Source organism: Pseudomonas sp. PS01303 (genome assembly GCF_029959385.1).
In the GTDB taxonomy this organism is placed as follows: domain Bacteria; phylum Pseudomonadota; class Gammaproteobacteria; order Pseudomonadales; family Pseudomonadaceae; genus Aquipseudomonas; species Aquipseudomonas rustica.
The window spans coordinates 1-23,449 of the sequence record NZ_JASCPK010000093.1 but is presented as its reverse complement, the minus strand read 5'-3'; the positions used below and the strand labels follow the sequence as shown (position 1 = coordinate 23,449).

General features: G+C 57.4%; 16 protein-coding genes. 10 read left to right on the top strand and 6 right to left on the bottom strand.

Annotation, left to right across the window (positions count from 1 at the left end; all coding sequences use genetic code 11):
* Positions 1-81 precede the first annotated feature (81 nt).
* Positions 82-1,638, bottom strand: a complete 1,557-nt coding sequence (locus tag QMX93_RS21345; protein WP_159812392.1) for a TerC family protein — start codon at positions 1,636-1,638, stop codon at positions 82-84.
* 327 nt (positions 1,639-1,965) lie between these two features.
* Positions 1,966-3,006: an Ldh family oxidoreductase gene (locus tag QMX93_RS21340; protein ID WP_053120531.1), complete on the bottom strand. Its 1,041-nt coding sequence runs from the start codon at positions 3,004-3,006 to the stop codon at positions 1,966-1,968.
* Between the two features lie 231 nt (positions 3,007-3,237).
* Here QMX93_RS21340 and QMX93_RS21335 point away from each other — a divergent pair, with 231 nt between their 5' ends.
* The gene (locus tag QMX93_RS21335) at positions 3,238-8,028 is read left to right on the top strand and encodes a DUF6543 domain-containing protein (protein WP_282357874.1); all 4,791 of its coding nucleotides are present in this window, start codon (positions 3,238-3,240) and stop codon (positions 8,026-8,028) included.
* Between the two features lie 58 nt (positions 8,029-8,086).
* Here the strand turns inward: QMX93_RS21335 and QMX93_RS21330 are convergent, their stop codons facing one another.
* Positions 8,087-8,356 carry a PepSY domain-containing protein gene (locus tag QMX93_RS21330; RefSeq protein WP_053120534.1) on the bottom strand — a complete coding sequence of 90 codons (270 nt, stop codon included), beginning with the start codon at positions 8,354-8,356 and terminating at the stop codon, positions 8,087-8,089.
* Positions 8,357-8,509: 153 nt separating this feature from the next.
* Here QMX93_RS21330 and QMX93_RS21325 point away from each other — a divergent pair, with 153 nt between their 5' ends.
* Positions 8,510-9,514 (top strand): FecR family protein, encoded by a 1,005-nt coding sequence (locus QMX93_RS21325; RefSeq protein WP_282357872.1) that lies wholly within the window; start codon positions 8,510-8,512, stop codon positions 9,512-9,514.
* 56 nt (positions 9,515-9,570) lie between these two features.
* Here QMX93_RS21325 and QMX93_RS21320 read toward each other — a convergent pair whose 3' ends face one another.
* A complete protein-coding gene (locus QMX93_RS21320; RefSeq protein WP_282357871.1) occupies positions 9,571-11,916 on the bottom strand; it encodes an acylase in 2,346 nt (781 codons plus the stop codon).
* A 295-nt stretch (positions 11,917-12,211) separates the two neighbouring features.
* On the opposite strand from QMX93_RS21320, the gene QMX93_RS21315 reads away from it, so the two are divergent.
* Positions 12,212-12,586: a fe2+ zn2+ uptake regulation protein gene (locus QMX93_RS21315; RefSeq protein ID WP_159812397.1), complete on the top strand. Its 375-nt coding sequence runs from the start codon at positions 12,212-12,214 to the stop codon at positions 12,584-12,586.
* 18 nt (positions 12,587-12,604) lie between these two features.
* Here the strand turns inward: QMX93_RS21315 and QMX93_RS21310 are convergent, their stop codons facing one another.
* Positions 12,605-12,793, bottom strand: a complete 189-nt coding sequence (locus QMX93_RS21310) for a hypothetical protein (protein ID WP_053120542.1) — start codon at positions 12,791-12,793, stop codon at positions 12,605-12,607.
* A 157-nt stretch (positions 12,794-12,950) separates the two neighbouring features.
* Between QMX93_RS21310 and QMX93_RS21305 the strand changes: the two genes are divergently transcribed.
* The 6 genes from QMX93_RS21305 to QMX93_RS21280 all read left to right on the top strand — a co-directional run bounded on the left by QMX93_RS21305 (position 12,951) and on the right by QMX93_RS21280 (position 20,369).
* The gene (locus tag QMX93_RS21305; RefSeq protein ID WP_007918111.1) at positions 12,951-13,091 is read left to right on the top strand and encodes a hypothetical protein; all 141 of its coding nucleotides are present in this window, start codon (positions 12,951-12,953) and stop codon (positions 13,089-13,091) included.
* 241 nt (positions 13,092-13,332) lie between these two features.
* A complete protein-coding gene (locus tag QMX93_RS21300) occupies positions 13,333-14,580 on the top strand; it encodes an MFS transporter (protein WP_282357870.1) in 1,248 nt (415 codons plus the stop codon).
* A 10-nt stretch (positions 14,581-14,590) separates the two neighbouring features.
* Positions 14,591-15,721, top strand: a complete 1,131-nt coding sequence (locus tag QMX93_RS21295; RefSeq protein WP_282357869.1) for an acyl-protein synthase — start codon at positions 14,591-14,593, stop codon at positions 15,719-15,721.
* A 1-nt stretch (position 15,722) separates the two neighbouring features.
* On the top strand, positions 15,723-18,122 hold the full coding sequence (locus tag QMX93_RS21290) for an aldehyde dehydrogenase family protein (protein WP_282357868.1): 2,400 nt from the start codon (positions 15,723-15,725) through the stop codon (positions 18,120-18,122).
* A gap of 28 nt (positions 18,123-18,150) precedes the next feature.
* Positions 18,151-19,443, top strand: coding sequence for a phenylacetate--CoA ligase family protein (locus QMX93_RS21285; RefSeq protein WP_282357867.1), 1,293 nt, complete (start codon positions 18,151-18,153; stop codon positions 19,441-19,443).
* On the top strand, positions 19,443-20,369 hold the full coding sequence (locus tag QMX93_RS21280; protein ID WP_282357866.1) for a GNAT family N-acetyltransferase: 927 nt from the start codon (positions 19,443-19,445) through the stop codon (positions 20,367-20,369). The genes QMX93_RS21285 and QMX93_RS21280 overlap by 1 nt, the downstream gene beginning before the upstream one ends.
* A 56-nt stretch (positions 20,370-20,425) precedes the next feature.
* On the opposite strand, the gene QMX93_RS21275 is transcribed toward QMX93_RS21280, so the two are convergent.
* A complete protein-coding gene (locus tag QMX93_RS21275) occupies positions 20,426-20,956 on the bottom strand; it encodes a hypothetical protein (RefSeq protein ID WP_159812401.1) in 531 nt (176 codons plus the stop codon).
* A 380-nt stretch (positions 20,957-21,336) separates the two neighbouring features.
* Here QMX93_RS21275 and QMX93_RS21270 point away from each other — a divergent pair, with 380 nt between their 5' ends.
* Positions 21,337-23,328, top strand: coding sequence for a methyl-accepting chemotaxis protein (locus QMX93_RS21270; protein ID WP_282357865.1), 1,992 nt, complete (start codon positions 21,337-21,339; stop codon positions 23,326-23,328).
* Positions 23,329-23,449 lie beyond the last annotated feature (121 nt).

Genomic DNA, 23,449 nt, shown 5'->3' with positions numbered 1-23,449 from the left:
AGCCCGCTCCCACATTTGAAATGCATTCCAAATGTGGGAGCGGGCTTGCTCGCGAAGGGGCCAGTAAGACCAGCAAATCAATCAGTCATTTTTTATCAGCAACACCCGCGTCACCCGCCGCTCTTCAACCGCCACCACCGTCATCTGCCAGCCTTCGTATTCCAGACGATCGCCCACCATCGGCAAGCGATCCAGCAAACTCATCACCAGACCGGCCAGCGTTTGATAATCCTCGGTGGGCTCAGCGCCAAACCCTGTGCGCTGCCGCACACGTGTCAGGTTCAGCGCACCGCTGACCATAAACCCGCCCTGCTCTTCAACCACGTCAGGGCCTTCAACTTCACTGGCGTCGGGTAATTCACCGGCAATCGATTCAAGGATGTCGGTCATGGTCAAGATACCGACAAAATCACCGAATTCATTGACCACAAACGCGATGTGGGTCGACGCGGCACGCATTTGCTCCAATGCGTTGAGAATCGAATAGCTCTCGAGCAGATTGATCGACTTGCGCGCCAAGTGCTCCAGATTCGGCTCCTCACCGGCCAGATACTCTTTGAGCAATTCTTTCTTGTGCACGAAGCCCAGGGGTTCATCCACCGCGCCATCGCGAATCAACGGCAATCGCGAGTAGGACGAATGCATCAATCGTGTACGAATCGCTTCGGCGTCGTCGGCCAGGTCGATGTAGTCGACATCGGCGCGCACAGTCATCAGGGCACGAATCGGACGTTCAGCCAATTGCAGAACGCCGCTGATCATCACGCGCTCGCGGCGGTCGAACAGTTCCGTACTCGGCGCTTCGCCGTTGTCGAGCAGGTCGGAAATCTCCTCGCCCACTTCCTCCACGGCCAGTTTGCGTCCGCCCAGCAGACGCATGACCGCGTGGGCCGTGCGCTCACGCATCGGACGCAAACCCTGCATCGAGCGTTTGCGACGGGCACGGGCAATCTGGTTGAACACTTCAATCAGAATCGAGAAGCCGATGGCTGCGTACAGATAGCCTTTCGGGATGTGGAAACCCAAGCCTTCGGCGGTCAGGGCGAAACCGATCATCATCAAGAAGCCCAGACACAACATGATCACCGTCGGGTGCGCATTGACGAAGCGTGTCAGCGGCTTGCTCGCAACAATCATCAGGCCGATGGAGATGATCACCGCGATCATCATCACCGCCAGTTCATCGACCATGCCGACAGCGGTAATCACCGCGTCCAGCGAGAACACGGCGTCGAGCACCACGATCTGCGCGACGATCGGCCAGAACAGCGCATACGCGGTGTTAGACGTGCGTTCGCCGACATGACCTTCCAGCCGTTCGTGCAACTCCATGGTTGCCTTGAACAACAGGAACACACCACCAAACAACATGATCAGGTCGCGACCGGAGAAACTCTTGTCGAACACCTCGAACAGCGGCTGCGTCAGGGTCACCAGCCAGGAAATACTCGCCAACAGGCCCAGGCGCATGATCAACGCCAGCGACAGGCCGATGATTCGCGCGCGGTCACGCTGATGCGGCGGCAATTTGTCCGCCAGAATCGCGATGAACACCAGGTTGTCGATGCCGAGCACCAATTCCAGCACGATCAAAGTCAACAAGCCTAACCAGGCCGTGGGATCCGCTAACCATTCCATAAAATATCTCGATCTCTCTTCAGTAAATTCCGGCTGCCGGACACGGCAAAGTGCAACGCGATAGCTCTGAAGCTGCGTTGTCTACGATAGTCGGGTGTCGGAAAACCGGATGCTGCGAGTGCGTCAAGACCGCGCCGTGGCGCATGGAAAACGGATAACTGGGAGGCTCCGAGAGGGTGTTCATGCAAATCCTGAAAGGAAAAAGGCCTTGAAGCGTACAGGCAGAAGCGGGCCTTTCCCCAGTCGCAAATTATTTCAAAATCTGTAAAGCACAGCTTTGATGGGCTGCCGAAGCCTCTCCGGCAGCCGATGGAGTCCACTGTAAACCTAGTGTCCGGCCAGCCGCTGCAGCTGTTCCAAAGTGTGTGTCTCCAGGGCAATGCCGTACTTGAGCGACTTCTCACGTTGCAAATGCCGACGATCACCCGGCAGACGCTTGAGCCCGACGCCGTGCATTTGCCGCACCAGTTCATGGCTGCGCTCGGCAAAACTCTGGCCCGACGCCTTGGAGGGATCAATCACGATCAGCAACTGACCGGTCCATGGCGTTTTCGCGCCGGGATGATTCTTCCAGTCGAACTCGAACGAGAAGTTTCCACCGGTGAGTGCCGCCGCGAGCAACTCGACCATCATCGACAGCGCCGAGCCCTTGTGCCCGCCAAACGGCAACAGCGCGCCACCTTCCAGAATGGCTTTGGGATCTTGCGTCGGCTGACCAAGGCTATCGACGCCCATCCCCGGCGGCAGGCGTTCGCCGTTACGCGCGGCAATCTGCACGTCGCCGTGCGCAATGGCACTGGTGGCCAGATCGAAAACGATCGGCGCCGCCCCGGCTTGTGGCGCGGCGAAAGCAATCGGATTGGTACCGAACAATGGCCGATCGGCGCCGTGCGGCACCACGCACGTCATGCTGTTAACCACGCTCAGGGCGACCAGGCCCTCCTCGGCGAACGGCTCAACGTCCGGCCACAGTGCCGCGAAGTGATGGGAATTGCGGATCGCCAGCGCCGCGATCCCGGCGCTGCGTGCTTTCTCAATCAGCAACGGACGGGCCGCCGCCAACGCTGGCTGGGCAAACCCGTTACCGGCATCAACCCGCACAAATCCGGCAGCGACATCCTCCACCAGCGGCACAGCCTGCCCGTTGACCCAGCCACTTTGCAGGGTCGACACATAACCGGGGATACGGAACACGCCGTGACTGTGCGCCCCGTCACGTTCGGCGCCGGCACAGTTAGCGGCCAGTGATCGAGCGACCTGCGCAGAGGTGCCGTGGCGCAAAAAAATCGTTTCAAGCAGTTGCGTCAGTTCTTCGAGCGACAGCGTGGATAAAACAGCAGCAGACACATGATCGGATGGCGCAGACATCTGAAGCTCCAGATTAATTATTGGAGGGAACAACAGCGTACGAATTCGCGAATCGATTAATCACGCCTGCAAGGCAGCGTGTCAACCCTTGCCGAGGGCAACGGCGTCACAGACTGGCACATTATCAAGCTGTGTGTGCGGTAACTATGTATCACCTGCCCACCCTCTTCGATCCATACCCTAGAGCCTCAATCTATCGGCGCGACTCTTGCGCCTTGTCGAGACTCGTTGATGCCAGCCACTCATTCTCCGCTGTTGTTTCCAGAAACCTTGAAGTCACCCGGCCTTTGGGGCGAACTGGGCCCAATCCATGGTTTGTCACGTAAGGACTTCGATTGGCTGGCCCTGACCGAACTCGCCACGCAGGCATTACGCAGCCAACAATCCCCGCCAATGCTGGCCCAGCGCATTATGCTCAGCATTCCTGGCGCTGCTGCGGTGCCGCTGGCGGGCTGTTTTGTCCTGGGTGCCACTCCGGATGACGGTGGCGAGATCCTCTACACCCCGTATGAAGGCATCAAAAAACACCACAGCCGCGCTGATCTATTGGAACGACTGGAGACACGGCTAAACACGCCAGGTGACGCTGAACGACTGCTGGCCTTTTTACCGATATCCCGACGCAAGCAACTGCTGGATTCAGGCGCTATCCGGGTCACGCTTGAACCGATTGCCGGGGATATATTCGAAGATCAGCAGGCGCTGATTACGCAGGCTCAACGCGAGAATGCCGAGGCCATGCTGATCGAGCTGAAGCAACTGCCTATGCTGCGTACGCTTGTTGAACAGGTCATGGATGATTTACTACGCAGCGACGTGCAAGCCGGATCGCCACGTGCAACCCGCGTCAGTTTTTACCTCAGCCCCGACAACGGCGCGACCCGCCACTGGCTGGACTCCATGAGTCTGAGCGACGCCGTGCTGATGTATTACCGCAACCAATGCTGGCCGGCAGGCCAACAGCACGAGTTCTCAAACCCGACCATTGCGACACAACCTGATGATCAAGCCCGCTGGGAGAGTGCCGTGAAAAGCGCCTCGGGAAAGTTAGCGGTGCTGTTGTTTGAACAACTCGAAGCCTACTGGCAGGCACCTTGCGCTGACGGATCATCCCGTCGCGATTTTTTCGCTCAAGCGGTGGAAGACCAGGCCCGTGCGGATCTGCTGCTCAAACGGGAAGCCAGCATCATTGACGCTGCGCAATTCATCACCCTGCATCAAATGATCGAACCGCTTCCCACCGTTTCTCGCCTGCCAACCATCGAAACCGTAAGGATGTGGGAGTACCAGGCCAACTTCGTCGAACTGGCCGGTTCCTTGATGATCAGCCACGACAACGCCTACCTCTATACCCCCACTCAGGGTCTGCATGTACTCAAGGACTACGCGGATCTGAAGGAGATTTTACTTAGAAAATTCAAGCGAGCCGGGCATGAAGACCAGCTCTACGGGTTGCTCAGCCTCGAAGAACGCAGTCGTTTTATTGGCTACGACCGTCCGCAGGTAACGGGAGAGGTGATTTCCGGCGCCATTTTCAAAGTGCTGTTCGAACTGATCATCACCAAACAACGGCAGAACCTCGACTACGCCTTGCAGGTGTTTCGCCACAGCGATGGCGCCATCGATGTGCATGCCTTGGTCGACAAGGCGCTGGACATCCGCACGATGCTGAATGAGCAATTGCTGACCCTCGATGCCGGTGAGCGCTGGAGCACACGTCCAGTACTGTTCGGCCGGGCGCAACCTTCGTGGGTGCTGGCCGACAAGACGACGCTGGCGATAAAGTCGTTCGCCGACGTCAAAGCCCCCCTCGCCCGTGATTTCGCCGCACAACCCCACACGACTGCAGCTTCCCAGCGCAGTTACCTGGAGCATATGAAGACCCGGCTGGCTCATGGTTTTTACGTAGGCGTGCGTGGCGAAGCGGAACTGCGGATGATTTACGGCACGCTACAAAAACCGCTACGGGCGATCGTCGATACCGTTTTCAACGCCGACCAGCCCACGCGTAATGATCGCCGTACGCTCAATGGGTTTCGTCCCGATGCCTGGGCACTTACGGTGAAAGGCTCAGGTGAGACACATGCATTTCCCCTGGATCAATGCGTTTTGCTCACGGAGCGCGGCGGTCTGGATGTCGAGCACTCCGGGCGCGTCATTCTGTGGACTCCGAGTTTGGGGCTGGAGGCATTTGACGGAATTGTCAGCGTCCGCCGCACATTGAATCAGCGCTTGCTCGACACTGTTCAGGGCCTTTCTTTGCTGGAAAATCTTCGCCCGCCACAACAATTGCTCCGCCGGAATTACCAGTTGGGGCCGCTGCAACTGATCGAAGGCAATGTGATGGAGGCGTGCATGCAATCGGCCATCGATCACTACTTGGCCCGTTGCGAGCAACTGCGCGCACGCTTGACGGATCCCGCCCGCCTCAATGATTCGTTGACGCTGCTCAGTAAAAACCTGCTCGAAACCAACTTGCAGCGTGCATCTGACGTTGCGCAAGCCATCAGGCAGCAGCAATCGCTCCCGATCTGGCTGGGTATGGCATCGATCGACGAGCAGCAATTACATCTGGAATTGTTGGAGCAATGGCACAACAGCGTGACCGATGACGAAGATTATCTGCACGGCATTCCTTCATTGGAGCGCTATGTACGAGAAACGCTGAAGTCGTTACTCGATGTGCGATTCCCCGGGAGCAATCTTGAGCCGCAAAATATTGAGATCATCCCCAATCTGGCCCTCGCGGGACCCGCGCGCAGCCTGTCCGAGTTTGCCTTGAATCACGTCAACATCGCGCAAGGCACTGGCTTCAGCGTAGCGTCGAAGACTGCCCAACCGTCACCGCCGGGTCTTGATCAACAGGCCGTCAGACAAATGCTGGCGTCGCTGGCGATATCCACTGATTACGCAAAAAGGGTCACTGATGCCCTTTCTGTACCCTCCCCTCAAGCCGATGCACGTAAACAGCGCTTTTTCCGCCAGTTACCGTGGCAACTGTTACAGCATGCGCATGCTTTGAAACTGCAACAACGTTTGTCCGACAAGGCTTTCGACCTGATCGCCCAAGTGCTGGACATGCCAGATGGCAAGGCGCGCGCCACCGTCGAGGGGGCTCACGCGAATATCTATCCACTGTCGCTGATCAAGACGCCGAGAGCGGTGCCCGTTGAAGCGCTCGCCATGTACGTGATCGATTCCGACCATCGCTCGCGCAATCCGCTGGTGCTCTATGCTCCTTATGCCGACGAGGTGTTTCGCGAGTTTGCGAGCGAAATGGATCTGATCGCAGCACTGAACACACCGGGGAGCTTGCAGGATCTGCTCATACGCCGCGCCCCCGAGCACCAGCAGGCGTCGCTGCGAAGTTTGTTGATTTCAAGCGTGGGCGAGGTCAGCGAGATGACGCTCGCCGTGAACCCTGTCACGGGTAATATCTTTCACCGACTGTACGACGACAATATTGCGCTCCTTCCGCAGCTGCTCGGCAGCCAGTTGAAAACTGCAGCGCAGGCAGATTGGGAGGCTGCGAAAAATCTCTTCAGCGATGGCATCAAACTGCTTTCAGGGCTTCTGCCGGGCAAGCTGGGTTACCTGTCATTTCTTTGGCAAAGCTACAAAGACTTCAAGGATTCGGCCGAGGCACTGCAGGATCATCACTGGAAACCCGCACTGAAAGCATTCATTGCCGGTGCGATACAAATGGTCAGCATGGGCCGTTTGTCGATGGAGTCCTCCGCTGAGTCAGTAACCCCTTTAAAGACTGCCTCCGAAGAGCCGCCGTTAGTGGCCCCTCGGCTACAGCAGATCCAAGTGACTGCACCGTCACGCACAGCCCTGCAACACTTCGAGACCACGACAGTCGCACTCAAAGACCTGTCCCTTGAGCCACACAGCGGGACTTACATCAATAACGCCGACAGGCTTCGCTATGCCGCCATCGCCGGCAAGGTTTATCGCGTCGACAAACCCGGCGCCGTTTGGCGCATGGCGAATGCACAGTCCTACGGTCCGACATTACGCAAGGGAGGCACACAGCTGGTTATCGATCCGGATCGTCACACCGTCCATTACGGCAAGGCGATGTCCAAGATGTACAACCGCTTCGCCGCCGACCGCGAACGCCGGCTGGTACTGAACATCGAGGCACTCGGCATGGAGGCCATCCGCAGCAAACACCCGGACAAAGCGCGGATGCTGGTGCAGGCCATCGATATGGCCCGCTATTACGCATTCAACAGCTTGCATAATCTGGCACAACTGCGCAGTGCACCGGTCGGCACCCGACTCGATCGCTTCCTCAAGCAGTTCTTTGATGTGAGTCAGATCGACGACACGCTGATCAACAAAATAAAACAGGCGATCGTCCCGGTGTGCACGGCGCTGGTAGATCCGAGTGAGGACTTGATGAACACCGACCGATTCGTCATTGGTTCGAACAAATACCCCGGCGCCAACCTGATTGCCTTCGTCCTGGATGAGGATGAGCAACGCAAGGTGCACTTCACCGAAAAATTCTTTTCCCAGCAACTGGACTGGTACAAATCTTCTCTGACCGAACCCTTTAATGTCGACGGGCATGCCCAGGCGTCCGTGCTGATTCATGAATTTGCCCATCAAATCTGCAACGCCGTAGACATTGCCTCGCTGGAAGCCCGCCGGCCCTTCAGCGATTTGATCGAGACCCTTACCGGCCAAGGCATCGCAATGAAAAACACTCAGCAGACGTTCCAGCGTCAAGCGCTGTCTTTGGCCACCCCGCGACAAGAGCTGTTTTCGCGCTGGAGCGATAAGCAACAAGCCTGGATTGGCTTCGATCAACTGCCTGACATGACCCACGTCAGCCGACAGATACTCGACGCCACGCTGAGCCCCACGCTGAACGACGCACGCAATGCCTTCCTCGATCAACAAACGCCACATCCGCGCATTGATACTATTTTGCGCAATGCCGACTCGATTGCTTTCCTGATCGGCGAGATGGGCCGGCAATTGGATCCGGCACCAGTCATTTCGCCGTAATCAGGCAAAAAAATGCGCAGGCCAGGCCTGCGCATGATTGAGACAAGGAACTGTGACGTCAGTCTTTCTGATCCCGCAAGACATTGCCCGAAGCACCGTCGATGCGGAACTCGTACACAACGCCGTCGGCTTTACGTCCTTCGCCTTTCCAGTAACCGTTGTTATCGGCCTCGATTTCGTAAACCTCTACGTAACCGGCTTTGGTTTTGACGATTTCGATGGCTTTCTCAATGGTGATCCAGCCTGCACCGGGCTTGTCTGCCAGCGCGGCGCCAGCGCTGAGCAAACTGGCGGTGGCAATCAGGGCGGCAAAAGTTCTTTTGATCATTTTTTCACTCCATTTGTGGATAGTGCGCGAGGGTGTCCTGTTTTTTTGGGCGCCCAAGGGAAAAATAAGTTCCACTTTGATGGGTAATTGCCATGACGGATGTTCTCGGCAACTGATCGTCAAGGTTAGAATGTGCGAAATCAGGACGAGTCAATGACCCAAGACACTCTCTCGGAAGCCGAATACGATGCGATCACCGATGCCGCCGCGCATTGGTGCATGCGTGTGCACGCGGCTGATTGCACGGACGAAGAGCGACACGCGTTCGAACAATGGCTCGATGCTCACCCGCTGCATGCGTTCGAATATGAAGCGATGCTGGAAATCTGGGACGTTGCCGAACATCTGCCGCGCCCCGAAGTTGACGTTGTCGTGCCGATCAGCCGCTCGCCGTCACGCTCGTGGCGACACTACGCGGTAGCCGCTGGTGTTTGCGCCGTCGCATTACCGCTGGCTGCAGTCGCTGGCTGGAACCTTGGCTGGTTGCCCAACAGCTATCAGCATTTCGCCGCCACCGACAACGTACGTCAGGTCACGCTGGGTGATGGCAGCCAGCTCGAACTGAATCTGAACACCGAGCTGACCTTCAGTAATTACAAGGACGAGCGCCGCGTCACCCTGGAAAAAGGTGAAGCGTTCTTCGCCGTCAGCCATGACCTGAGCCACCCGTTTGTCGTGCGTGCAGGGGAAGGCAGGATTCGTGTAACGGGCACACGATTCAACGTCTGGATGTATGAAGACCAGGTGCGGGTCAACCTGATTGAAGGTTCAGTGCTGGTGACCAGCAACACCGCATTGTCGGGTGATGGTTTGCGTCTCGGGCCGTCGATGCAGGCTCGCTACAAGCATGGTGATTACATGCCGCAGATCAGCCAGACCTACCCCAACGACAGCGCTTTGGCCTGGCGCAGCGGCAAACTGGTACTCGACAATCTGTCGCTCAACGACGCACTGCCGCTGATCAATCGCTATCTGGACAAACCGTTGATGCTCAACGATAACGCGACCGGTGCGATTCGCGTGGGGGGCATTTACAACATCAAAGAGATGCACAATCTGCCAAGCACTCTGCCTAAAGTGCTGCCGGTCTATCTGTCGCGTAACAAGGATGGCGACCCGGTGATCAACTCGCTGCCACAACAACCGCCAAAAAGCTGAAGGCCGCGCCCTTTGCGGGATGCGGCCTCCATTTTTAAAGTCGGCAATAGCCGTTTTTACTGCGCTGCCACTTTTCCAGTCTTATCCAGTGCTTCGCGGATTGTTTGTACCTGATACTGCGGATCCGCCTGAATCTGCTCTTCGGTAAACGGCAGGACGCTCCATTGTTTCTTCGAGAACGCTTCAGTCTGATCCCGCGAATACTTCGATGCCGGATCACTGGACAACGAGAACGCCAACAGTCCTTGTGCGTGCGGGCCCTTTTCATCGAACGTGACCACTTGCAGGTAGCTGGTGCCGCTGACCACTTCCAGTTTGCCATCCTCACGCGGCACGCTCTGAATCGCGTTATAGATCCCCAAAGTACCCGGCCCGCCATGAATCGGCGTCTGTTGCCCGCCACTGCTGACCACCTGAATATCACCCCAGCGAGCGTCAGACTTGAGGCCCATTTTTGCGCTCAAGGCGACCGACGCCAACATGGCCTCGCGAAGCGCTTTGGCCACCGCTGGCTGCTCAATAGCCAGACCACGTGGCGTGTTTTGCGCATCCTTTGGATCGAACGCCACCCGCCAGATATCCGGAGATTCTTGCAAGGCTTGCATGATGTTCTGGAAGTGCACCAGGCCCAGACCCGAATCCAGATTGGCCCGGCCGTCCCACGCTCTCAGGCTGGCACACAGCGGTTTCAGCGCAGCAGCGTCAGTACCTGTTTCATTGGCACAGAATTTCAGCAGATCCGGCACAACCTGACCCGCCAGATACACCTGGTCGTCCATCACCATGTGCTGGAGATCCTTCACCGCCAGGGTAGCGTTTTTGCTCAGGCTGGCGAGACGATCCAGGGCGAAGCGCGAGCGCAGCCCCAACGGTTGACCCTCCTGACTGATCAGCGGCGAGAACCCGGTCAAGGGTTGCGCCGGATTCGCCAGCCAGGCGGAATCATTAGAATGCTGTACGAAATCCTTGCGCAGTAATTGCGGCAGCTGGCTGGAGGCAAAAATACCTTTCTGCGCGGCTGCCGGATCGATGTCCCAGGCGCAAGCGCTGTTCGAGCCGTCCAGAATGATCATCTGCAAACCGATGCGTGGATCGCTGCACTTGGCCAGTTTGTCGGCACTGACGTTGGGCACCACCGACAGGTTCATGTACAGCGTCTGTCCCTTGTCATCCACGGCCAAGGTGTTGACCCAGGGAATGCCTTGAATCTTGTGCACCGAATCCTGCAAATCCTTGAGGCTGGCAGCCTGATTCATTGCGTACCACTGTTTAAGTACGCGATCGTTCTCAAGGTTGGCGTCGCGCAAACTGTACGCGTATTGATTATCCCAATCGAGCTTGCCCGGCCACTGCACCACCGGGCCAAACTGCGAGCTGTAAATGTCTCGCGATACCGGCACGACCTGACCATCCGCCTGTTTGACCTGCAGCGTCACGGTCTGCTTGCTCATTGGCAGTGATTTGCCATCGAGCATGTAGCGCGTCGGATCTTTTGGATCGAGTTGCAGGCGGTAGAGCGTGAAGTGTTTCGACGAGTCGACTGTGTGCGTCCACGCCAAGTGCTGGTTGAAACCGATGTTGATCATTGGCAGGCCCGGCAGCGCAGCCCCCATTACGTCGAGTTTGCCGGGGATGGTCAGGTGCATCTGATAGAAACGCATGCCGCCGACCCAAGGAAAATGCGGATTGGCCAGCAACATGCCGCGCCCATTAAATGAACGCTCGCTGCCAACGGCCACCGCGTTACTGCCGCGATCCAGAGCGAAGCGTTGCTGGCGCAGGTCGGCCATTTGATAAGCGTGATGATCGTGCTCGATCCGGGCAGTGGCCTGTGGCGGTGTCGCACCCGCCAGTGCTTCGGCGAATTGACCAACGCCACCTTCAACCAGCAGACGCCGCGTCAACTTGACCAAATCTTCAGCGGCAATGTCGCGCACCCATTCGCCTTGGCATTGCTGCGGCAGGCCTTGCTGGCGACGTTCGGCAAGATATTTGTTGTAGCCGGCGGCATAACCTTCGACCAGATCCTGCACTTGGGAAGTCTGTGCCTGCCAAAAACCATTGACCGCTTCAGGCGTGTTCAGCCAATTGAAAAACACATCGCTGACGCGATTCTCGCGCTCTTCCACGGTGAACTGATCAGGGCCGAAATAGCGTGAGCGCTGACCGTTGACCGTGACGATCTCGTTGGCCAGCAGACAGAGGTTGTCCTGCGCGTAGGCGTAGCCGATGCCAAAACCCAAACCGCGTTCGTTGTCAGCGCGAATGTGCGGCACGCCAAAAGCGGTACGCCGAATATCGGCGCTGGCCTCAGTGGCGGGACTGAGTGCATGGGCGGAAAAACTTATCCCGAAAGCCATACCGGCAAGGGTCAGTCCAATTAACTGCCTGGAAATAATCACGCTCGCTCCTGATCGAAATGCCGAAGAGCGCAGGCGTGCCTGGCCTGAAAGGACGGGCATCGGCTCCGCTCTGAAAACACCCACGCGTCCACGCGCAATGAGCCTTTGCAAGTAACGAAGCCGAGAAAAAAAATTTAGGCCGCCGAACAGCGATCTGAGGCCGTAATTACGGAGAAAAGACGAATTTCCGACAAAATTTCTACATTTTTTCTTTCATGATTTCTCGTGCTGATTCGTCTTGTTTAGAGAGAGCACAAAAACCTTTCCCGATCTGGCCCTGCAAAGGAGTAATCGCATGTACAACTCGCAACTACCATCGGACGGTAGCCAGGCGCCACAAGGGGCTTCCATGAGCTCCCTGGCGAGCGATTTCGGGCAGCGTGCCGACCGTCACGGCAACGAGCGGATCCGCCTGCTACTGAAAAGTTTTGGTCTGCGCACCAGTCTGATCCGACTGAAAGTCATCGACGCCCTGCTGGTCGCGGCACAAACCGATCGTCGTCTGGGCGTTCGCGGTGTCCATAGCCAATTGCTGGATCTGGACATTCCGCTGTCATTTCTCAGCGTCCGCGAAGTCCTCAAACGACTGTGCGCCGAAGGTGTCATCACCTTCAATGCGGACAAAAGCTACAGCCTGCATCCACAAGCTGCGGCCGTCCTCAACGAGTAAACCGTACAGCGATCGCCGTCAGGATTTGACCTTGCGGCGCATCACGGCGTTGATAATCACCACGATCACCGCCACGGCGATGGCAATGTACTGAAACATCTTTTCAGTGATCATCCCGGCGTTTTGCGCCCAGGACAGGCCGAGCATGATCGCCAGTACCGACACGGCAATCAGAATCGAATAAATCAAACGTTGCTTATGGGTCATTGCGGTTTCCTGAAACTTTGAAATGTATCCGGTTTGTATCTGTTTGCATGCCATGCGCTTACCGTTTCACGGGGATGCGCCGCTGCAATCGGGGTCTCATGTTACAGCCGATGAAGAGTTTTGGCTTCATGACGGCGTAACCATGAGGATTTTTGAAATGCTGCGTCGAATCACCTGGCTGATTCCCGTTCTTGCCCTGCTGACCCTGAGTGGCTGCATCATCTTCCCCCACGGCGGCTGGCACGACGATCACCATCGTTACTACCAGGGTGGACCTGGTTATTATCAACATCGCTAGAACAGGATTGTTCGCCCTGCCCGCGCTTCTCTGAATGAACGCGACAGGGAAATCACCCAGCCGATCCACTGCACACAATGCCCGCATTCAAGCGGGCATTTTTGTGTGCGCCGATCCGCCAGTCCAGCGCTTAAACAAGCCGCAAGCATTTGAAATCTAATGTCGCAGCAAACCGTTAGGCCACCGGATGGCGCGCGCCTAGGATTTGAGAATCTTTTTCGACTCGCAAACAAGGATGTTTATGCAGAGGACACTTATCAGGATCCACCGTCGACAGGCCATCGGATTTTGTCTGGCCATAATGGCGTTTGAATTGCTGACCTACATGGCCAGCGACATGATCATGCCGGCCATGCTGACGGTAGTGACGGAGCTGGATGCCGATGTGCGTCACGTGCCAAACGCCTTCAATCTGTACCTGATTGGCGGTGTCTGCCTGCAATGGCTGATCGGGCCATTGTCGGATCAATGCGGGCGGCGGCCGATGCTGTTGCTGGGTTGCGCACTGTTTGCTATTTCCTGCGCGGTTGCCTTCATAACCGACAGCATCGAAATGTTCAATCTGCTGCGCTTACTGCAGGGCATGGGTTTGGGGTTTGTGGTGGCCGTCAGTTATCCGGCCCTTCAGGAAGTTTTCTGCGAGGCGGACGCCGTGCGTCTGATGGCATTACTCGGCAATGTGGCGCTGTTGTCGCCCTTGCTCGGGCCGCTGCTGGGCAGCCTGCTGCTGGAATGGGTGAACTGGCGCGAGCTTTTTCTGGGGCTCGCAGTGGCGGCTGGCGTGGTCTGGGTCGGGCTATTTATCTGCATGCCTGAAACCGTGGGCACTGTGCGCCGGGACGGACAGGCGCTACGCCCGGTGGCCTTCTCTTGGCGACAGACCCGTCAGCGTTATCTGGCCCTGCTGGCCAATCGCAGGTTCCTCGCTGCAAGTCTGGCGCTAGGCCTGATGAGCCTGCCGTTGATTGCCTGGATTGGCCTTGCCCCCTTGTTACTGATCCAGCTGCTGGGCCTGACGTCGGTTGAATATGGCCTTTGGCAAATCCCGATTTTCTCAGCAGTTATCGTCGGCAACCTGATGCTTGATCGTTTATTACTGACGCACTCGATACCCGAATTGATAGGCCTGGCACTCTGGCCTTTTAGCCTCGGATTGCTGGCCCTCAGCGCATGCGCAGTGATTGGCACAACCCTCACCCCGGTGATTGCCAGCCTGGCGCTGTACGCCATCGGATTGGGCATGAGCAATGCCGCTTTGTATCGAATGGCACTCTTTGCCAGTGATGACAGCAAGGGGCTGGTGTCCGCCATGATCGGCATGATTTCGATCACCGTGATGGGCATCGGCGGCTCGCTGATTGCTGCTGGCGGCGGTGGCTCACACATTGAATTCTTCGCACTCTGGTCAGCCTTCGGCGGCCTGCTGTGTTTGCCTTTTCTCTACGGTTTTTTACAAGGCGCGAAAACCGCGCCACCTCCACCTCAATAAAGGATTATTGATGACTCATCTGCCCTATAGCGACGCGCTGTGCGGGTTGCCGCAGCCCTATTGTCGGGACTCGGCCCCCGCAGGACTGTTCGATCAAGCCATGGCCGAGACCAGCCGTTTTCATTGCCGGCACACCCCCGGTTACGAGCATTGGCTGAACAGTCATGGAATAAATGTGCATGACCTCGACAGCCTGGACGACTGGTCAACATTGCCGCCGATCTTCGCCAGTTTTTTCAAGCGTCACCTGCTGCTCAGCAGCACCGGTGAGCATGCACTGGAACTGACGTCCTCGGGCACCAGCGGCGAACAAAGCCGTATGCGCTATGACACACGCAGCATGGCTGGCGCCCAGTTCATGGTCGAACGAATATTCGATCATTACGGCTGGAACACTCCCGAAACCCCATGCAACTACCTGCTTCTGAGCTACGAGCCAAAAGATTGCATTACCTTGGGAACCGCTTACACCGATCAGTTTCTCTGCCGTTTTGCGCCAAAAAATCGCGTGATCTACGCCCTTCGCAATACGGGCGACGGTCATCAGTTCGATGTATTTGGTGTGATCGCAGCTCTGCAATCCTTCGCTGAAGAAGGCCTGCCGGTGAGAATATTCGGCTTTCCCGCATTTCTCTGGCAGGCCCTGCAGCGAATGCAGGCGACCGGTGTAGCGGATTTACAGTTACCGCCGAATTCGCTGGTGTTTTTCGGTGGTGGCTGGAAAACCCAGGCCACGCAGGAAATCCCAAAAACGCAGTTATATGCGCAAATCCACCGGCAACTGGGGATTGAGCCGTCGAATTGTCGCGATGGTTATGGGGCCGTCGAGCACGCGGTGCCTTACATCGAATGCGCTGAGCATCACTTTCATGTGCCGGTGTATTCACGCGTCTACGTGCGCGATCCCGGTGACTTTCGCGTGTTGCCCTATGGCCGGCCAGGCCTGTTGGGATTCGTCTCGCCCTACATCTCGTCGAGTCCTGCGCATGCGGTAGTGATGAGTGACCTGGCCACGTTACACCCCGGCGAAAGCTGCAACTGCGGCCTGGAAAGTGACTGGTTTGAACTGCATGGCCGCGCCGGCACCAGTGCCGGACGCAGTTGCGCCATGGCCGCCGCCGAACTGCTGGGGGATCACTGACATGTTTTTGATTAATGGACAGCTGAGTCCCCAACGTAGCCTCGATGATGCACTGCACACTCTTTATGCGGATCTGCCACAGCGCTTGAGCATGCCCTTGCGCGCAGAAACGGTGATCAGCGCAGCAATCCGGTTCGCCGAACAATTGCGCGACGGCAGCACACTCGCGCTCGACGCCGAGCAATGCCAAGCGTTGATCAACTTCTGCCAGGCCGATGCTTTACGCCACAAACTTGCGCGCGAACTCGGCGATCAACCAACCTCACTGCGGCGTATTGATTACCGTCAGCCACGTTTCGAAAGCTGGCGCGCATTGGGACTGGTCGTGCACATCACGCCGGGCAACGCGCCGTTGCTGGCATTCTGCGCGGTGCTTGAAGGTTTGCTGGCCGGCAACGTCAATTGGCTGCGCCCCAGCAGCAGCGATCGAGGATTGACCGCGCGTCTGCTTCAAGCGCTAGTGCAATGCGATGCCAGCGGACAACTCGCCGGCTACATCGCCGTATTACCGGTGACCACTGCGCACATCGGTCAGCTGTGCAAAAAGGCCAACGGCGTCGCCGCCTGGGGTGGAGAGTCCGCGTTGCGGGCCATCCGCCAACAGCTGCCGCCCGGTTGCCGCTGGATCGATTGGGGACATCGCATCAGCTTCGTTTACATGACACCGGAGGCGGCATCAGCGCAGGCGCTGGATGCCGTGGTCGATGAGGTCTGTCGTCTGGATCAGCAGGCGTGCTCCAGCCCCCAATGGCTGCTGGTGGACAGCGATGACCCTGCGGCTCTGCGCGACATCGCTGACAAAGTGGCCGAGGCCTTTGAACGTCGCGCCGGGCAATGGCCAGCGTTGCAGCCCACGCTGCAAGAAGCCTCGCAAATCACCACCCAAACGCAGATGACCCGCTTGGCGCAGAGTTTTGCCGGGCAGATGGGGCACGTGTGGAGCGGATCGGGCTGGCGTGTGATTTGGGCGCATAACCGCCAATTGAGCCCCTCGCCGCTGTTTCGCAGCTTGCTGCTCTTCCCGGTGCCTCGCGCGCGAATCAGTGAAACCTTGCTGAATTGGCGAAACGTCCTGCAAAGCTGCGCGCTGGTGTGCGAGGACAGCCAAATCAGTGAGCTGATGCAAACGTTGATCTGCGCCGGCGTCACCCGTCTGGCGCCAGTCAATGCCATTCACGACGGCTATGAGGGCGAACCCCACGACGGCGTCTATGCACTGCAACGGCTTAGCCGTCGAGTGTCGGTCAGCCTGTCCGCAACCACACTGCCGACCCACGCAACCCTTGACCCACTGCCACTGGCGCCCGTCCACAACGGTCAGCCGATCATGAGTAAAGACGCCTTCGTCTCGCAGCCCATCAATCCGGCAGCGCAACTGTATTTTCGCTCCGGCGGCAGTAGCGGCCTGCCGGCGTTGGCGGGTTTCAGCTACCGCGACTTCGAGCGGCAGATGCGGGCAACGGCCGATGGACTATTTGCGGCTGGTCTGGATCCGCGCCGTGACCGGGTCATGAATCTGTTCTTCAGTGGCGGGTTGTACGGTGGTTTCTTCAGCTTCGCCAAAGTGCTTGAGCTGCTCGACGTTAGCCACCTGCCGATGGGTGCCCCCGCCGATGATGAATACGCTGAAATCGCGAAACTGATCGTCGATCAACGCGTCAACGTGCTGATTGGCATGCCGAGCACCCTGCACCGCTTGTTCCTTAAAGAGAAAGAGCGACTGCAAGCGTACGGCAACATCGAAAAAGTCTTTCTCGGTGGTGAGCACGTCAGCGAGCAAAGTCGCGATCTGCTGCAAAGTTGCGGCGTTTCGCACATCCGTTCGGCCATCTACGGCAGCGTTGACGCAGGCCCGCTGGGCCACGCATGCCAGGCGACCGGCGATGGCGTGTTCCATCTGCTAAGCGATATCCAGCACCTGGAAATTATCGGGTTCGATGACGACGTCGCGGTGAGCGCAGATGGCGTCGGCCGACTGATCTTTACCTCAACCGCCCGGGAGGGCCAGTTCGTCGAGCGTTATGACATCGGCGACAGTGGTCGCTGGGTGCCCGGGCATTGTGCTTGCGGGCTGCTCTCGCCGCGTTTCGAACTGATGCAACGCCACGGAAAACTGATTCGTATCGGCACCGATTTCATTTCCCTGAGCGAATTGGCCGAGCGCCTGCAAAGCCCTTTCCAACTGTTGCTTGACCACGCACCCGACGGCGTCGAACGCATGCGCCTGCGCTCGGAACTCTCATCAGAGGAGGCCCTGACCCGACTGGCCAGCTATTTGACGCTCGCGACCGTCGTGCAAAGCGGATTGTTGGTGCTCGAAGTTGAAGCCTGTTCCGTCGAACACTTCACTCGCCACACACACAGCGGCAAGACGCCAATATTCATCGACTCACGGCGTTAACAGCCGACTTATTACAAGAGAAAACACCGTGAAAACTATTCATCAACTCAACGAGCTGATCACCTACGCTCGTCAACACTCGGTTTTTTACACAGAAACGCTGAGCCCTATTAATCAACCGATCACGGCTTTGTCCCAGCTGCCACTGACCGATCCAGTCGACTACTGGAATCAAAGTCATGACCTTGATCGTTGGCCTGTGCTGACAGGTTCACCGAGTCAGGCGCTGGTGTTCAAAACAGGCGGCTCGACCAGCGCAGGCAAGTTGTCCGTTTACAGCCGCAGTGAATGGCACACGCTCGTCAGAGACTTCGGTCATAGTCTGACAATGCAGTTCAAGCCCGACGATCGCGTGGCCAATCTGTTTTTCGCCGGCGACTTGTACGCCAGCTTTCTGTTTATTCATGACGCGCTCGCGCATGTCGATACGTCGATTACCGAATTCCCTTTCACCGGCGACGTCGATTCCAGTGTATTGGCCGAAGCGATCGTTCAGCATCGGATCAATGTTCTGGCAGGAGTGCCTGCGCACTTGTTGGCATTTGCCGCCTGGCTCAGTCGTCATGGGCAGATTCTGCAGGGCGTCGAGACAATCCTTTACGGCGGCGAAAGCTTGTTTGCTTCGCAGCGGCAGGTACTCGGCCAAGTTTTCCCCAACGCCCGCATCACCTCCATTGGCTACGCCAGCGTCGATGCCGGTTTTATCGGCGCCAGTACACTGGACTGCGATGACGGCGAGCATCGAATGCAGGATGAGCATGCCATTATCGAGATCATTGACGAGGTGTCCGGAGCGCTGATCGATGACTGTGATCAGCCGGGACTGTTAGTGCTGACCAACCTGAATCGAACCTTGATGCCGCTGATTCGCTACCCGGTCGGCGATCGCGCCTGCTGGCGTGAGCCCGCCGGCACCGCCCGGCGTAAATTTGCCCTAAAAGGACGCAGCGCCAGCAGCCAACGGGTGCGCGTGGGCCTGCTTTCGTTGATTCCGAGCGAAATCGGCGCCATCGTCCGGCACACCGTTGGCAGTGACGACTGGCAACTGATGATCGAACAGACAGCGCACAAGGATGTATTGAGCCTGAAGTGGCAACCGACCACCCCGCTGCCGCCGTCCGATGAGGACGCTTGCCGGCAACTTGAATCGCGCTTGGCCGAGTGCTATCCGCTGATCAAAAAACTGCAGGCTGACCAATTGCTGGAATTGCGCATTCAGCGTTGCACATCCGAAGATCTGCAGCGTCATCCGCGCTCCGGAAAATGCTTGCGCGTGCTCGATCGGCGCGTGTACTCGCCCCCTGCTGCGGGGCTTACGTGATGGAAGCACTGATTTTACGCAACTACCGCAATTCCGACGCAACGGCAGTCAGCCAACTGTTCAGGCAGGTCTACGGTGATCACTATGTGCAACCGCATGTGTACCTGCCGTACATGATTAGCCAGAACCACGCGGATCATCGATGGCATTCGCTGGTCGCCGAAGTCGATGAACAGATCCTCGGCCACGCCACACTGTTTCGCGAAACCGCCTCGCACAGCGCCGAACTGGCGCTGAGCGTCGTCCACCCGCAAACCCGTGGCCAACAAATCGCCACGCGTCTGGGCGAACAGTTACTGACCCATGCGCAAGCGTTGGGGTGTCGCAATGTCACGATCAAGCAAGTCACCCATCACCCCTACACGCAACGGATGGCCGCCAGCCTTGGCTTTCATAACACCGGGCTGCTGCCGGACTACGTACCCTCGCCGTTCGGCGCCAGCACGCCGGAATCGATTGTCATTGGTTGCCGGGTCATTCCAGGCTATCAACAACCGTTGCCGAACCAACGCTGGCCGACCCGTTGCGCGGCATTCATGCTCCACCTCAGCAACGTGTTCGGTGTCGATGATCAAACGCCTCGCTGGAGCGGCGTACCGGTTCAGCTGGAAAAGCAGGCGAACCGTTACGACATGCTTGTGAAAAAGATCGGTCCGGGCTTGATCAGGCAGTTGCGAGAGTTGCCAGCGCATTGGCTGGTGTCGATAAAGCTCAGACTGTCCAGGCACTTTGCCGTGGATCTGAGCCGGCTCGCCGATATCGGTTTTGTCTTTACGGGACTGGCGCCGGGGCACGGCAAATACGAGGGATGGTTGGCGTTGTTTCATCGGGGAATGTGTCAGCGGACGCTGCATCTCCACTGTCCGCACATGCAACGTTTGCACGAACTGACGCAAACGCAGGCAGCCACACAGATTGATCGTTAGCGGGAGCGATGGCCTGTGGTCTGATGAAAACTCAGCAGACCACAGGATTGCGGCGTTTAGGCCTTGGCTTTAACACCCTTGTCCGAAGGCGGCAAAGGGGCGTTACCGTCACCATAGGTTTTCAGATTCTGCAGCACGTAGATGGCTTTCTTGAATTCGGGGATCAAGCTCTTCCCGTAGAAATTGCCGTTAAGGCTGTTGCTCTGGATGGTGTCCAGTTGGGTCGCGAAATACTCCAGCGCATTGAAGCGCGCGTCAGGGTCTTTCTGCACGCCGAAACGGTCGAACTTATCGCCAGCATTGAGCAGTGTGATGGAGGTGACTTCAGAAATCAGTCCCCGGCCACGCAAGAACTCACTCAGATTGCCCAATTGCTTGACCGACACGTTGGCCGGGTCAAAACCCTTGATCTGTTTGCGCAGGCCTTGCTTGTCCATTTCGGCCACATTCAAAGCGTTGGGATCGTTGCCGACCAAAGTGAGCATCTGCTGCACCTTGACGCTCTGAGCCACTTGTTTCTTCGCACCCGTGTCGCGAACCAGAATGCCGGCCTTGCTCTGCCAGGTACCGGTAATGCCGATAGTCATGCGAAAACTCCTTGAAAAACGGCCATGAAATGTCCTTGTTGAGCGACTTGTATGCCCGAGAGTATCGGCCGGCACAGCAGTGACTCCAACTTATTTATGGTCTTTTTACACATTTCGTACATTTCAGATACAAATCTTCGAAGCCTCCTAAATAGAGGCTTACAGCGATATTGTTAGAGCGCCGAGAATAGATTTACAGCACTAATGAACAGGCTGGTTAGTTCGAATGTATCAATGCCGATACGTGCCTTTGATCGACAATTCGAAATCCAGTACGAAAGTACCTAAAGCTTCCCTTTGCCGCGACGATACGTAGGGATACCCGCACTGTTTCGAATCCCCGCGCCATAACTACAATCGCAGCTCAAGGACCGGTTTCCATGCCCGCATTCCGCACCATTCAGGCTCGCTACACGCTGTTTCTGGTTCTGTTCATCCTGCTGTTGTCAGTGCTGACCGTGGTCGGCATCAGCCAATTGGTCGCGCCCAAGTTGCGGCACACCGAAGAGCAAGTCGTGCTCAATCGCATTGCCGAAGTTGCTGAACAGATTCAGGGCGAATTGAACAAGGTTCAGGCACAGCAACGCAGCATCACTCAAACCATCCCACTGCTCGACAGCGCGGCAATCGACACCGTGTTGCCTGGACTGGTTGACCAGTACGGCGAATTGAAAGTCTTTGGCGGCGGTATCTGGCCGCAGCCCGGCCAACGTGAAGCCGGACGCAACAAGTTCAGCACCTTCTGGCACCGCGACGCCTCGGGAAAACTGGCGGTAAACACCTTCTGGAACAGCGACGCCGCGCCCAATTACTACGACCAGAGCTGGTACAAGGGCGGCATGCAAACACCGCGCGGCCAATGTGCCTGGGCCGCCGCCTATAAAGACGACGCCAGTGCCGAGCCGCGCACCAACTGCGCCATGGCCATCCAGAAAAACGGCGTAGCGTGGGGCGTGTCGACCATCGACGTGACCCTCGGCTTTTTCAATGATCTGGTGGCGCGCAAGGAAAAAGACCTAAACGCCGAAATGCTCATCGTCGAGGCAGACGGCAAGATCATCAGCAACAGCTCGCGGATCAGCGGCCCGATCGTGCTGAAGAACATCAGCGAGCTGGCGGGCAACCTGCCGTTCGCCAAGCAGGTCAACGCTGGTCTGCAAAACCGCGAGCAATCGCAACGCATCGAGTTCGACAACAACGGTCAGGACAGCACCTTCTTTATGCGTCCGATCGAAGGCACGCCGTGGTTCCTCGCCACCGCCCTGCCGACCAAAATGCTTACCGCCCAGCGTGATGACGTGCTCAGCACCTTGAGCCTGTTGCAGATTCCGTTGGTGATTCTGTTGGTGCTGCTGCAGGTCTACGCGATTCGTCAGTTGATCTCGCGCATGAAAGCGTTGAAGGCCAACATTGATTTGCTTTCCAGCGGCGATGCCGACCTGACCAAGCGCATCACCATTCGTGCCGAAGATGAACTGGGCGCGATCGGCCATTCGATCAACGCGTTTATCGCGTATCTGCAAAACATGATCGGAGAAGTGACTCACGCGACCGGGGCAATGGCTTCGAGCCTCGACAACCTGCAACGCACCTCGGCGCACACCAGTCAGATTCTGTTGCGCCATGCCTCGGAAACCGATCAGACGGTTACCGCGATCACCGAAATGAGCTCGACCGCCGAAAGCGTCGCGCAAAATGCCGCTGAAACCGCCGCGTTTACTCAGCGCGCCAACGAAAACGCCGACCGCTCGCGGGTGGTGGTGGGTGAAGCGACCAACAGCGTTGTAGCGCTGATCGACGAAGTGGCCAGCGCTACCCACAAAGTTGAAAACATGCAGCAGGACGCTCAACGCATCACCGAGATTCTCGGGGTGATTGGCGCGATTGCCGGCCAGACCAACCTGTTGGCGCTTAACGCTGCGATCGAGGCCGCGCGCGCCGGGGAACAGGGCCGTGGTTTTGCCGTGGTGGCTGACGAAGTCCGCGCCCTCGCTGCTCGCACTCAGGCCAGCACCTCGGAAATCAACGAAATGTTGACTCGCCTTACACAAGGCGTGAGCTCATCAGTTGCGGCGATGGAAAACACCCAGGCCAGTTGCCAGTCGGCGGCCGACGCCACGGCGCGGGTCAACACCGGTCTTGATGAAATGGCCGGTTCGGTCAGCCACATCAACAGCCTCAGCACACAAATCGCCACCGCCGCCGAACAGCAAAGCGCCGTGACCGAAGAGATCAACCGCAGCATGGTGCAAATCCGCCATATGGTTGAGGAACTGGTACACAGCGGCCAAGCCAGTGAGTTGAATACCCAGCAATTGCTGGAGGCTAACAGCCGGGTGAGTGCGATCATGGGGCGCTTCAAGGTGAGTTGATTCAAGCGCATCTCCTGTGGGAGCGAGCCTGCTCGCGAAAGCGTTCTGTCAGTTACGACTTTGGTGACAGGACTTCCGCATTCGCGAGCAGGCTCGCTCCCACAGGGTCAAGTGGTATGCA